Origin of the sequence: uncultured Microbacterium sp. (genome assembly GCF_963521645.1) — a bacterium.
Lineage (GTDB): Bacteria > Actinomycetota > Actinomycetes > Actinomycetales > Microbacteriaceae > Microbacterium.
Window position 1 is genome coordinate 91,042 of the sequence record NZ_CAUQVQ010000002.1, and the last position, 12,946, is coordinate 103,987.

Sequence of the window (12,946 nt, forward strand, 5' to 3'; positions counted from 1 at the left end):
CTCCCCGTCGCGTCGTCTCTCCGTTGTAGCACCTGGCGGCGTCCTGATCATCGGATCGACGATCCCTGGATGCGGCGGGCCGGGCGGGAGACCATCGACACACCGACGAACAGGAGCGACCATGCCTCGGAGAAACACTGGACTGACGATTCGATCACTGCACGGCGAGCGGGCGGTGATCACCGGCGCGAGCGACGGCATCGGCGTCGGGATCGCCGCCAGACTCGCGGCGGCGGGCGCCGAGCTCGTTCTCCCGGTGCGCAGCCGCGAGAAGGGGGCCGCGGTGATCGACCGCATCCGGCGCGAGACGCCGGATGCGCGTGTGTCTCTGCGGGACGTCGACCTCGCATCGCTGGAGTCCGTCTCGGCTCTCTCGGAGTCTCTGCGCGAGGAGGGCACGCCCGTCAGCATCCTGATCGGCAACGCCGGGGTCATGACCCCGCCGGAGCGTCGCACCACCGCCGACGGGTTCGAACTGCAGTTCGGCGCGAACCACCTGGGACACTTCGCACTCGTCGGCGGTCTGCTGCCGCTTCTCATCGACGGGAGGGCGAGAGTCGTGTCGCAGATCAGCATCGCGGCCAACAGCGGCTCGATCAACTGGGACGATCTGCAGTGGGAGCGTGCGTACGACGGGATGCGTGCGTACAGCCAGTCGAAGATCGCGTACGGCCTCTTCGGGCTCGAGCTCGAGCGGCGGAGCCGGGCGGAGGGATGGGGAATCACGAGCGTCCTGTCGCATCCGGGCATCGCCCCCACCAATCTCCTGGCGGCACAGCCCGAGCTCGGACGCTCCGCCGCCACGCCGAGCCGGAGGGTGATCGAAGCGCTGTCGCGCCGAGGGATACTCGCCGGCACCGCCGAGACGGCGGGGCTCCCCGCCCTGTACGCGGCAACCTCGCCCGATGCCGTGGGCGGAGGATTCTACGGGCCTTCGGGACTCGGCCACCTCAGCGGAGGCCCCGGGCCGCAGCGGCTCTACTCACGTCTCCGGGATGAGGCCGCGGCGAGTCGCATCTGGCGGATCTCCGAAGAGCTCACCGGCGTCGGGGTCGCCGTCTGACCGGCGCGATGCCATGCGCCACCGCCCCGACGACGGAGGCGATCAGTCGCAGCCGCAGCCCCCGGCGGGCGTCTTCACCATGAAGCAGACGTCGCAGACGCCGTAGTCCCGCTCGACGAACTTGGGTGTGCGCTCGGCCTTCGGCGCCGCCGCGACGCGCGGGGTCGTCGAGCGCTTGGTCTTCACCGGCGCCAGGGGACGGAACTCGCTCGGGTGGGTCACGTAGAAATACGGCGCACGCCCTTCACTCGGGCGCAGGCGCAGCGGTGTCGAACCGACCACGACGACCTCGTCCTCTGCGAACCCGTTGGTGTAGGTCTTGCCGATGTGCAGGGCGGCGCCCTCGCCGCGGCGGATCGCCTCGATGTAGCGGCCGCGGTCGATGTAGGAGGAGATGCCCACGGCATCCGTGATCGCCGCGATGAACTCGTGGTTCTCGACGGCGATGCGGTGCGCGCGAAGCGCCTCAGCGAGCGTGCGGTACGGACGGGAGGTGCCTGTGGGGGTCGGGCCCTGAACTTCATTCATCTCTTCAAGGATCTCACGTCCGGACATGGAAGACTGGCCGCATGGCACGCGCGACGATCATCGGGTCCGGTCCGAACGGTCTCTCAGCCGCGGTCGCGCTCGCTCGCGGCGGATACGAGGTGCAGGTCCTCGAGGCCGCGGACACGATCGGCGGCGGCCTGCGCACGACCGCATCCACGCTTCCCGGGTTCGTGCACGACGTCTGCGCAGCCGTGCTGCCCTCCGCCCTCACATCCCCGTTCTTCCAGGCGTTCGGCCTCGCCGATCGGGTCGAGTGGATTCACCCCGACATCTCCTATGCGCACCCGCTCGACGACGGACGCGCGGGGATCGCGTGGCGCGACATCGAACGCACCGCCGCCGGTCTCGGCGTCGACGAACGGGCGTGGCTCGCCCTGCTGCGCCCCCTCAGCACCCACGTGGAGGGCGTCGTCGACTTCACCGGGAACCAGATGCTGCGCGTGCCGCGGAACCCGCTGACCGCCCTGCGCTTCGCTCTGCGGATGCTCGATCAGGGCACTCCCCTGGCGACGCGCACCTTCCGCACCGACGAGGCCGCGGCGCTCATCGCAGGAGTGCTCGCGCACCCTCCGACTCCCCTGCCCACCCTGGCGGGCGCGGCAGCCGGACTGCTGCTCGCCGCCGAAGGTCACGCCGACGGCTGGATGTACCCGCGCGGCGGCGCGCAGAGCATCGCGGACAGCCTCGTCGCCGACCTCGAGGCGCACGGCGGCGCGGTCGAATCGGGCCGGCACATCGTCGATCTCGCCGCCCTCGACTGGGGGGACCCCGATCGCGGCGACGTGCTGCTCCTCGACACCTCGCCGAAGCTGATGCTCACCCACCCGGACATCCCGGCGCGCTACGCGAGAGCGATCAGGAACTTCCGCTACGGCCCGGGCGCCGCGAAGGTCGACTTCGCTCTCGACGGCCCGATCCCCTGGAGTAATCCGGAGGTCGGGCTCGCACCCACGGTGCACATCGGAGGCACGAGAGCGGAGGTCTGGGCGAGCGAGAACGACGTCGCCCGCGGTCGGATCAACGATCGGCCGTACGCGCTCACGGTGCAGCCCTCGATCTTCGATCCCACGCGCGCTCCCGAGGGCAAAGCAGTGCTGTGGGCGTACATCCATGTGCCGCACGGCTCCGACTTCGATGCCACCGAAGTCATCACGCGCCAGGTCGAGCGCTTCGCACCCGGATTCCGCGACCTCATCCTCGCGCACCACTCGGTGCCCGCGTCGTCTCGCGAGGCGATCAACCCGTCGGAGATCGGCGGCGACATCCTGGGCGGCGCGTTCACGATCCCCCAGGCGATCCGCCGCCCTGTGCTGAGCACCGCTCCGTGGCGCACGCCGATGCGCGGCGTCTACCTCGCCTCGGCCTCCACCCCGCCGGGCCCCGGAGTGAACGGCATGGCCGGATGGCACGCCGCCCGCACCGCCCTGAAGGACGCGGGACACCGCGCGACGCTCGACGATCTGTTCGGCTGACTCCCCGCGCCCCTTCTGCAGCGAGCGCGCCACGGGCAGGATGGACCCATGCGCTACGACATCCCCGCTCCCATGCTGGCGAAAGCGGCGGCATCCGTCCCGGACCCCGGCAAGACGCCCGGCGGACTGCTCTTCGAGCCCAAGTGGGACGGATTCCGAGGGCTCATCGCGTGGGACGGCGAGAGCGCCGAGATCGGGTCGCGGGGGGCCAAGCCGCTGACACGCTACTTCCCCGAGCTCGTCGAGGCGATGCGGCAGCAGCTCCCGGGACCCTGCCTGCTCGACGGGGAGATCGTGGTCGCGACCGGGACCGAGGGCTCGCTCAGACTCGATTGGGAGGCGCTGAGCCAGCGCATACACCCCGCGCAGTCGCGGGTGGCGAAGCTCGCCGTCGAGACGCCCGCGATGTTCGTGGCATTCGATCTGCTCGCTCTGGGCGACGACGACCTGTTGGGCATTCCGTTCCGAGAGCGGCGCGAACGGCTCGAAGCGCTCATGAGCGACGTCGAGCACCCTTTCCACATCACTCGCACGACCACCGACCGCGACGCCGCCGTGCGCTGGCTGGAGGAGTTCGAGGGCGCAGGACTCGACGGCATCGTCGCGAAGGCGCTCGGAGAACCCTACGCACCGGGAAAGCGCGCGCTCATCAAGGTGAAGCACGCCCGTACAGCGGATGTGGTCGCGCTCGGATACCGGGTCCACAAGTCGGGCTCCGGCGTCGGCTCACTGCTGGTCGGCCTGTACGACGCGGACGGAACCTTGCGACAGGTCGGCGGCGTGGCCGCGTGGAGCGACAAGAGGCGCGCGGAGCTCGTGGACGAGCTCGCCCCTCTCGTGGAACGCGACGACGAGGGCGGAGTCGTCACAGGCGCCGGCGAGCGCTCGCGATTCAGCGGATCGAAGGACGTGTCGTTCGTACGGCTGCGGCCCGAACTCGTGCTCGAGGTCCGCTACGACCAGCTCGAGGGCGCACGCTTCCGCCACACCGTGCAGTTCGAGCGGTGGCGACCCGACCGCGATGCGCGCTCCTGCACGTACGACCAGCTCGACACCGTGGCGGGATACGATCTCGCCGACGTCATCGGCTGACGGTCATTCCTCGACCGGATCGCCGTTCTCGTCCCAGTTCGCCGCCACCTTCTTGCTCGGCTGCACTCGCGGAGGCTCCCCCGGCATCTTCGGGAACTCAGGGGGGAACGGCAGTTCGCCGAGGCCGTTCTGCGTGTCGCGCTCCCACCACGCGAGCAGTGCGTCGATCCTGCCCGGCGCGCTCTGCATGCCCGCCCAGGGGTCGCCGACGTCTTCCAGCCGCTTCGGGATGCTGCGCACCGTGAAGCGCGCCGGGTCGAGGCCGTCGAGCTCGTCCCAGTGCACCGGAGTCGAGACCGTCGCTGCGGGGAGCGCCCGCGGGCTGTAGGCGCCCGCCATGGTGCGATCCCGGTTGGCCTGATTGAAGTCGATGAACACCCGTTCGCCTCGCTCCTCCTTCCACCAGTTCATCGTGACCTGCTCGGGCATCCGCCGCTCGAGCTCGCGTCCTGCGGCGATCACCGCATGCCTGACGTCGAGGAACTCATGCTCGGGCTCGATGGGTGCGAACACGTGCAGGCCGCGGTTGCCGCTGGTCTTGATGAACGCGGTCAGACCGACTTCCCTCAGCACTTCGCGCAGCTCCCTCGCCGCGGGCACGGCATCGTCGAAGCCTGTTCCGGGTTGAGGATCGAGATCGATGCGCAACTCGACCGGGTTGTCGGGCTGCGAGGCCAGCGAGGCCCAGGGGTGGAACACGATCGTGTTCATCTGGGCAGCCCAGACGATCGCGCTGGGTCGATTCAGGACGATCTGCGGATGCCGGCGTCCGCTGTTGTAGGTCACCGTCACCGCGTCGACGTAATCGGGCGTGCCCTTGGGCGGGTTCTTCGAGAAGAATCCCTCGGGCTTCTCGGTCGATGACGAGCCGACACCGTCACGGAACCTCTCGAGCGACACCGGACGGTGTCCGTTCGCCTCGAGGAAAGGGCCGCTCACCGCTTGGAAGTAGTCCGCGAGCTCGCGTTTGGTGATGCCGACGTCGGGCCACACGACCTTGTCGGGACTCGAGAGCACGACCTCGCGCTCAGCGTCGGGATCGACGACGGTCAGGGTGACGCGCTCGGATGCCATGCTCCGACCTTAGGGGCCTCGCCGGAACGACGGAACCCCGGGGCGACAGGTCAGTCGTCGAGATCGATCGCGAGGATCAGCACCGCGCTGAGCGCGTCCCGCTCGACGATCATCGTCGGACCCGCGGGGTCGATGATGACACCGGCCATGTCGGTGTGCGACGACAGGAGCTTCGCGAGTTGCAGCGGCTCGAAAGGCAGCGGTCGATCGCCCCGACCGAGGGCGATGACCTCGAGAGGGTGGGAGAACAGCTGCAGGAAACGCTTGCCGTCGGGCGTCTGCGCCTCGGCGATGCCGACCTGGCCGGTTCCGGCGCCGTCGTTGACCGCGACCCACATGCGGGTGCTCGCGAGGGCCTCTCCGACCTTGACTGCCGAGTCCTGCTGCCGGGGTGCCGCGATGAGCGACTTGACCGTCATGTCGACGTCGGCCTGCTCGAGAGTCTTCTGCAGAAGCTCGGTCGGGAACACCACGCGATGCGGCGCCGACGCGTTGTCGACGATGAGACCCGCGAAGTCGCCGGACACCACCTGCTGGAAGACCGAGGTGACCGGCTGAGCGACGGCCGACGTCGCGGTCGGATCCTTCTCGAGCTGCACGGAGTCGCGCACCGCGCCCGCCGAGCTGAATCCCAGCATGAACTGACGCTCCCCATCACGCACGACGGCCACGGAGAGCGGCTTCCCCTCGCTGATCTGGGCACGAGCATCGCCGTTCACACGGATGTACAGGTGCCCCTGCAGCGCCTGGCGGAGCACACCGAGGAGCTGTTCGTTGGTCGCGCCCTTCTCGATCTCGGTCAGCGCTTCGCGCAGCAGGACGTTGTCCTTCATCCCGGCGACGGTCTCGGTCTGCTCCGGCGGCGTCGGCGATGCGAGGGGAAGTCGTCGCTCGACGGGCGGCACCGGCGCGCCGGTCGGGGCGGCGGCGGGAGCTGCGGGCGTCGTCGGGCTCGCCGCAGCGGGCTCGGACTCGCTCAGCGAGACTTCGGGCCCCGCTTGCGCGCCGACCCCGCGGAACGCCTGAACGGAGATGCCGATGCTCGGCGCCTCCTCTGTCGGCGCATGATCGTTCGCGGATTCGCTCGCGCCGTCGTTCGCGGATTCGTCGAGCGAATCGACATCCGCGGTCTCGGCCGGATCGGTGACGGCGTCGTCAGCGGACTTCTTGCGGCGGGAGAACAGGGCCATATCGATCAGCCTAACCCGGGTGAGCTTCAGATCTTCTCGATGGGCGCGACCTTGATCAGCAGCTTCTTCTGCCCTGCCGAATCGAAACGCACGTGCGCGATGCGCTTCGCTCCCTCTCCTGTGACCGCATCGACGCGCCCCTCGCCGAAGTCCGAGTGGCGGATGCGGTCGCCGGCGGCCAACTCGAGGTCGCCGTTGTCCCGCATCTTGGCTGTGACACGGTTGGGGAACTTGTCCATCGCGGTCGAGAGCGGCTTCAGAGAGTCCCTGCCGGGCAGCGGCTTCGCGGCGAATCGATCGCCGGATCCCGAGCCGCCGGGACGGCGGGCGTTGAGGGCTCGCGACTGCATGCCTCCGCGCGAGTTCACATCGCCGGGCGACTGCCGCCAGTCGATGAGGCCGGCGGGGATCTCCTGCAGGAAGCGGCTCGGCATGGCGACCGACACCTCGCCGAACTGCGCCCTGGTCATGGCGAGTGAGAGGTGCAGTCGTTTGCGGGCGCGGGTGATGCCGACATAGAACAGTCGGCGTTCCTCCTGCGGGCCTCCCGGCTCCCCGGCCGAGATCCGGTGCGGGATCAGATCCTCTTCGACACCCGTGACGAAGACGGCGTCGTACTCGAGCCCCTTCGCCGTGTGCATCGTCATGAGTGACACCGAGCCCGACTCGTCGTCGAGGTCGTCGGCGTCGGAGACGAGCGCCACCTCGGTGAGGAAGTCGACGATCGTGCCCTCGGGGTTGTTGCGCGCGAAGTCCCTGGCCACGGCGATGAACTCGTCGAGGTTCTCCACCCGCGCCTCGTCCTGCGGATCGCGACTCGCGCGCAGAGCGTCGAGATACCCGCTCTTCGACAGCAGCACACTGAGCCCGTCGGCGACGGTCGTGGGCGCCGGCACCTCGCCGGACTCCGGGAGCATGATCTGAGTCGCCTCGGCGAGCACCGCGTCGAGTTGCGCGATCGCGCTCTGGATCTTGGGACCGAAACCGAGCTGGTCTGGCACCGACAGCGCCTGACGGAACGTGATGCCGTGCTCCTCCGCGAATCTCGCGATCGCCGTCTCGCTGACATCTCCGATGCCTCGACGGGGCTTGTTGAGGATGCGACGAACCGCCATCTCGTCGGCCGGATTGGCGACCGCGACCAGGTAGGCCAGCGCGTCCTTGATCTCGGCGCGTTCGTAGAACTTCGTGCCGCCCATGATCTTGTAGGGCACGGCCGATCTGATGAAGATCTCCTCGAGCGCTCGCGACTGCGAGTTCGTGCGGTAGAACACGGCCATCTCGGAGTAGGGGATGCCGGAACGACGCAGCGACTCGACCTCATCCGCGACGAACTGCGCCTCGTCGTGCTGCGAGTACCCCGTGAAGCCGACGATCTTGTCGCCGTCGCCCTTGTCGCTCCACAGCTTCTTGTCTTTGCGGTCGAAGTTGTTGCCGATCACGGCGTTCGCCGCGGACAGGATGTTCTGCGTCGAACGGTAGTTCTGTTCGAGGAGTACCACTCTCGCACCCGGGAAGTCGCGCTCGAACTCGCTGATGTTGCGGATGTCGGCCCCGCGGAACGCGTAGATCGACTGGTCGGAATCGCCGACGACCGTGAGCGATGCCCCCTCGAGCTCCGGAGTCGACTCGGGTTCGAAGATCATCATGCCGTTGGAGGCGTACGGATCGGGGGCGTCTCCGGACACGGGCCTCGTCAGCTCGTGGATGAGCGCGTACTGCGCGTGGTTGGTGTCCTGGTACTCGTCGACGAGGATGTGGCGGAAGCGTCGCCGGTAGGTGTCGGCGACCTGCGGGAACGCGCGGAACAGGTAGACGGTCTGGCCGATCAGGTCGTCGAAGTCGAATGCGTTGGCCTTCTGCAGCTGGCGCTGGTAGTCGGCGAACAGCTCGACGAAGATGCGCTCCGCCGGATCGGACATGTTGGCCTGGCGGGCATACCCCTCGGCATCCGACAGCTCGTTCTTGAGCTTGGAGATGCGCGACTGCACGGCTCCCGGCGTCAGGCCGTAGGCATCGGCCTCGTGCTCCTTGACGAGTCTCTTGATCAGCGCCCGCGAGTCGCCCGAGTCGTAGATCGTGAACGACTTGGTGAATCCGAACTGCTCTGCCTCGCGACGCAGGATGCGCACGCACGCCGAGTGGAACGTCGAGATCCACATGCCTCGAGCCGCGTCGCCGATGATCGCCTCGACGCGCTCGCGCATCTCGCCTGCGGCCTTGTTGGTGAAGGTGATGGCGAGGATCTGGCTGGGCCACGCCTCCCGTGCGCGCAGCAGCGAGGCGATGCGCCGCGTGAGCACGCTCGTCTTGCCCGAGCCCGCCCCCGCGACGATGAGCAGCGCGGGGCCGCGGTAGGTGACCGCTTCGAGCTGCTGCGGGTTGAGACCGGCGAGGAGATCGTCCTGACCCTGGTTCCCGGTGGAGCGGGGTCCGACGGTTCCGGGCACGATGAGGGGGGCTTCTGTCATGGCACTACGAGTCTAGGCTGAGGCGCCGACATCGCGGCGTGAGCCTGCGGAGCCCGAGCAGGGACCGCGAGTCCGAGCGCATGCAGGAAGGGGAGCACACGATCCGCCGTGCGCTCCCCTCTGCATGAATGATCGATCAGAGGGCGCGCCGCCTCCGGCGGACGATGAGAGCACCTGCGACCAGCATCATCATCGCGGCGACGACGGCCACGACCGGCGCCTCGCCTCCGGTGACCGCAAGCCCCTGCTGCTCCGCGATCGTGATGTCGGCCCAGCCGACGAGCGAGCCGTCCGCGGCGTACGCGGCGATGCGGTGCGCGCCGAACTGAGCATCCGCGGGGATCGTGACGGTCACCGCGCCCGTGTCCGATGCCGTGCGCGCACCGAGAGCGACAGGCTCGGAATACATCCAGACCGCGAGACGCTCGCCTGCGTGTGCGATTCCCGTGCTGACCGTCACCCGGTCGCCGCGACCTGCGACGGACGGGTTCACGGTGACGCCGTTGCGGTTCTCATCCGTCAGCGCGTCGCCGGGAAGCGGCGTCACCACCTCACCGGGAGTCTCCTCACCAGGCTGCTCCCCACCGGGCTGCTCCTCACCGGGCTGCTCCTCACCGGGGTTCTCCCCACCAGGGTTCTCCCCACCAGGCTGCTCCCCACCAGGCTGCTCCCCACCGGGGTTCTCCGCCGGCTCGGCGGGAAGAGTGCCCGCGCGCAGAGCCTCGGACGCGAAGCCGTCGGCGAACCACCACACCGGGCGGTGTCCGTCGACCGCGAGCGATGCGGGCCCGGTGGCGAAGCCCTCGTTGTTGATGTCGGGCATCGACGCGGGACGCGCGAAGTGCGCGAGCCCGGGCTTCTCCGTGCCGTTCAGCGTGATCTGCGCTGACTGCCCGTGGCATCCGTCGTCGCAGACCGCCCACAGCACGTCGAGCACGCTGTCGTAGTCGAGCGCCATCACTCCGGGAAGCCCCGGTGCGATCTCCGAGACGAGCGTGGCGCCGCCGTCTGCGGCGAGCGCGAAGGCGTACATGTGGCCGTTGTCCTCGACGGCGACGAAGAAGAGCCCGTCGCCGTGCCCCGCGTAGTCGGTCGGATCGTAGGCCGCGCCCGTGTTGGTGTCGAAGAGCTCGCCGTCGAGGGCGGTGTCGGGCACCCACTGCACGGCCTCCATGCCGAGATTCGCGCCGACGGCGGGCAGCAGCGCGGTGAGGTTCCATTCCTGCTGGGCGATGAGGTCGCCGATCGACGCCTCGGGGTCGACCATGAGGATCGTGTTCTGGTTGACGCCCTTCGCACTGTTGTCCCGCTCCGAGGCGACGTAGACGCGCCCCTCGCCGTCGACCGTGATCCCCTCGGTGTCGGGGCCGGCGGCACCCGGGTCTGCGGCGTCCTTCGAGAAGCGCACGCGCTTTCCCGATTCCCAGCCGTCGATCTGCGTGAACGATCCGTCGGCACGGGCCGCGAGCTTCCAGATGCGTCCCTCGCCGTTGTCGACGGCCCAGAGGAACGCTCCGTCGGAGGTCTCCTGCACGTCGAGCCCGGAGCTGTCCTCGAGGAACGTCGGGACCGTGTCGATCACGTGGACGTCGGCCGAACCGGGCCAGGCGGAGACCGCGATCTCGCCGGCGCAGACGTTCGCGGCGCCCTTCGTGCCCTCCGCGGTCGCGGCGAACGCGCCCGTGACGTCGGGGCAGCGGCCCCACGTGGTCGCCGCGTGCTGTGCGCCCCAGGTGGTCGAGTCGACGAGCAGGTCGCCGTCGAACACCCGCACAGAGTCGCCTCCGCCGAGGCCGAAGCCGAGCTCTGCCTCCTCGATGACCAGGTATGCCCCTGCCGCGATCGTCGTCCCCGCCGGGACGTCGTAGGCGTGCGAGTCGTCGTCGTCCTTCACGACGACGCCCGAGACGTCGAGTTCCGACGAGGTCGGGTTGACGAGTTCGATCCAGTCACCGGGCGCACCGCCGTCGGACTCGACCTCGTTGATCCGCACGGGATTCCCGCACGCGTTGCGCAGGCCCTTGGTCGAGACCGCGATGTCGACGAACTCGCCGCTGCCGTCCGCGCAGCGGGCGAGGACGCCCGCGGCATGCGCCGTGTACACGTGCTCGTCGACGACGCCGAGGTTCGCGTCGCGCAGCGTGACGGTGTCGCCGTTGCCGAGTCCGAACACGAAGTCGCTCGGCTGATCGAAGACGCGATACGCTCCGGGCGCGAGCACCGTGCCGGCGGGCAGAGGCGTCGTCTCGGCCACGTGTCCGACGGGGTCCCCGTCCATGACGCTCCAGCCGGAGACGTCGACCGGGGTGCTGCCCGTGTTGACGACCTCGACCCAGTCCGTCACGTCGCCGTTGGACTCGATCTCGTTGATCACGACGTCGGGCATCACACAGGAGTTGGTCTGCCCCGGGGTCGAGTACGCGAGGACGAAGGCGCCCTCACCGTCGGGGCACCGTGCAAGAGTCGCTGCGATGGCGTCACCGTTGATCGCGGCGTGGCCGTTCCACGCGAGAGTGTCGTCGATCATCGCGCCTGCTGCATCGAAGAGACGGATGCGGTCGGCGCTGCCGATGCCGATCGCATCGCGGAACGCGGCCTGCACGCCGTCGACGAGACCAGTCGAGCCCTCCTCGACGACGAGGAACTCGCCTGCGGCGATCTCGGTGCCCGGCAGGAACTGCCAGCGATGGTCGTCGGAGTTGTCGCGGATCTCGTACCCCGAGATGTCGAGGGAGGCATCGCCCGCGTTGACGAACTCGACCCAGTCCGCCGGCTGCGAGTCGATCTCGTTGATCGCGATCGACCCGCCGGCCGGGGTGTCGGCGGCGAACACGTTGGCCGCTCCCTTCGTCGGCTCCGAGGTCTCGGCCCATTCCACGGTGCCCTCGACCTCGCGCGATCCCCAGGTGACCGCAGCGTGGGCGGACCACGACGTCTCGTCCACGAGCACGGCACCCGGGGCGAACAGACGCACCTGATCGTCCTTGCCGAGACCGAAGGCGAAGTCGCTCGTCTCCTCGAGCACGAGGTAGCCGCCCGGTTCGACGACCGACCCTTCCGGGAAGGTGTACGACTCATCCTCTCCGTCGTCCTTGACGATGTAGCCGCTCAGATCGACCGCCGCACCGGACGGGTTGACGAACTCGATCCAGTCGCCGGGCACTCCCCCGCTCGATTCGACCTCGTTGATGCGGACGCCGGATTCGGCTCCGGTGGCGGCGAGCGGAACGGCGAGCAGAGCGGCAGCGCTGAGGGCGCAGACCGTCGTGACCGCAGCCGCGGAGTGCAGGCGGGACATGGGGCTCCTGAGGAAGGCAGACGGGTATCACCCCACACCACCGAGTGGGGGTGACCGCCCGACGTCGCCACGGTGCACGGGTGGTGAACGGCGGATTGCCGTTCACCACCCGCACCTCAGGCGATGCGCGTCCCCGGGGGCAACCGCGTGGCCGGGGTGCGGGTGCGTGACCAGGCACCCGCGAACAGGGCGCCGGCGAGCACGATCTGCACCCCCAGGCCCACGAACCAGCTCGGCACCGTGCTGTCGATGATCTCCCGCGGAGTCGTGTAGTCGTAGGGCGACGACGTGCACTCGTCCCAGCGCTGGTCGGTCGGCGCCTGCTGCGCGCTGCGCACCCCGAGCTTGATCTGGCCGAACATGTCGACGGGGTAGCCCTCCGGGGTGAACTCCGTCGGTGTCGCGTCGGCGAGCACCACGAACGGGTTCGCCGCGAGCACCCACCAGACGAGGTCGAAGCGCGGGACCTCGGTCGTGTACGACTCCCATGATTCGCAGTCGACGATGCCCGTATCGTCGTACGGCCGGCTGTGCTGCGTCGTCTCGGTGCGGATCGCCATGCCTCCGAGTGAGAAGACGATGAGGGTGCCGATCGTGAGCGCCGCGACCACGAGGTATGTGGTCGCCACCGAGAACAGGGGCCTGGCGATCAGGCCGCTGAGCCCCACGCCGATCGCCGCGACGATGACGATCTCGGTCACGAGCACGAGCAGCGACACGAGCAGCACGAGCGGGTT

The 12,946-nt window shown here is 69.1% G+C and carries 8 protein-coding genes and 1 pseudogene; 3 read left to right on the forward strand and 6 right to left on the reverse strand.

The window, feature by feature from the left end:
* Positions 1-121: 121 nt before the first annotated feature.
* The gene (locus tag RWO82_RS01495; protein ID WP_314422368.1) at positions 122-1,063 is read left to right on the forward strand and encodes an SDR family oxidoreductase; all 942 of its coding nucleotides are present in this window, start codon (positions 122-124) and stop codon (positions 1,061-1,063) included.
* A 42-nt stretch (positions 1,064-1,105) separates the two neighbouring features.
* On the opposite strand, the gene RWO82_RS01500 is transcribed toward RWO82_RS01495, so the two are convergent.
* Complete coding sequence (locus tag RWO82_RS01500) at positions 1,106-1,591, reverse strand: hypothetical protein (RefSeq protein WP_314422370.1); 486 nt, start codon at positions 1,589-1,591, stop codon at positions 1,106-1,108.
* A gap of 41 nt (positions 1,592-1,632) precedes the next feature.
* Here RWO82_RS01500 and RWO82_RS01505 point away from each other — a divergent pair, with 41 nt between their 5' ends.
* Both RWO82_RS01505 and RWO82_RS01510 read left to right on the forward strand, forming a co-directional pair.
* Positions 1,633-3,084, forward strand: a complete 1,452-nt coding sequence (locus RWO82_RS01505; protein ID WP_314422371.1) for an NAD(P)/FAD-dependent oxidoreductase — start codon at positions 1,633-1,635, stop codon at positions 3,082-3,084.
* 48 nt (positions 3,085-3,132) lie between these two features.
* A complete protein-coding gene (locus tag RWO82_RS01510) occupies positions 3,133-4,176 on the forward strand; it encodes an ATP-dependent DNA ligase (RefSeq protein ID WP_314422373.1) in 1,044 nt (347 codons plus the stop codon).
* 3 nt (positions 4,177-4,179) lie between these two features.
* Here the strand turns inward: RWO82_RS01510 and ligD are convergent, their stop codons facing one another.
* The 5 genes and pseudogenes from ligD to RWO82_RS01535 all read right to left on the reverse strand — a co-directional run.
* Positions 4,180-5,250, reverse strand: a complete 1,071-nt coding sequence (gene ligD / locus RWO82_RS01515; RefSeq protein ID WP_314422375.1) for a non-homologous end-joining DNA ligase — start codon at positions 5,248-5,250, stop codon at positions 4,180-4,182.
* Between the two features lie 50 nt (positions 5,251-5,300).
* Positions 5,301-6,440, reverse strand: coding sequence for an SseB family protein (locus RWO82_RS01520; protein ID WP_314422378.1), 1,140 nt, complete (start codon positions 6,438-6,440; stop codon positions 5,301-5,303).
* A gap of 26 nt (positions 6,441-6,466) precedes the next feature.
* A complete protein-coding gene (locus RWO82_RS01525; RefSeq protein WP_314422379.1) occupies positions 6,467-8,911 on the reverse strand; it encodes a UvrD-helicase domain-containing protein in 2,445 nt (814 codons plus the stop codon).
* Between the two features lie 136 nt (positions 8,912-9,047).
* Positions 9,048-12,209, reverse strand: coding sequence for a lamin tail domain-containing protein (locus RWO82_RS01530; protein ID WP_314422382.1), 3,162 nt, complete (start codon positions 12,207-12,209; stop codon positions 9,048-9,050).
* Between the two features lie 116 nt (positions 12,210-12,325).
* Positions 12,326-12,946 (reverse strand): annotated as a pseudogene (locus RWO82_RS01535) (ABC transporter permease); the annotation flags it as partial.

Excerpts from the sequence above, each read along its gene's own strand:
- ligD (WP_314422375.1), bottom strand. The coding sequence starts at position 5,250 with ATGGCATCCGAGCGCGTCACCCTGACCGTCGTCGATCCCGACGCTGAG.
- RWO82_RS01530 (WP_314422382.1), bottom strand. The coding sequence starts at position 12,209 with ATGTCCCGCCTGCACTCCGCGGCTGCGGTCACGACGGTCTGCGCCCTC.
- RWO82_RS01505 (WP_314422371.1), top strand. The coding sequence starts at position 1,633 with ATGGCACGCGCGACGATCATCGGGTCCGGTCCGAACGGTCTCTCAGCC.
- RWO82_RS01495 (WP_314422368.1), top strand. The coding sequence starts at position 122 with ATGCCTCGGAGAAACACTGGACTGACGATTCGATCACTGCACGGCGAG.
- RWO82_RS01500 (WP_314422370.1), bottom strand. The coding sequence starts at position 1,591 with ATGAATGAAGTTCAGGGCCCGACCCCCACAGGCACCTCCCGTCCGTAC.
- RWO82_RS01525 (WP_314422379.1), bottom strand. The coding sequence starts at position 8,911 with ATGACAGAAGCCCCCCTCATCGTGCCCGGAACCGTCGGACCCCGCTCC.
- RWO82_RS01510 (WP_314422373.1), top strand. The coding sequence starts at position 3,133 with ATGCGCTACGACATCCCCGCTCCCATGCTGGCGAAAGCGGCGGCATCC.
- RWO82_RS01520 (WP_314422378.1), bottom strand. The coding sequence starts at position 6,440 with ATGGCCCTGTTCTCCCGCCGCAAGAAGTCCGCTGACGACGCCGTCACC.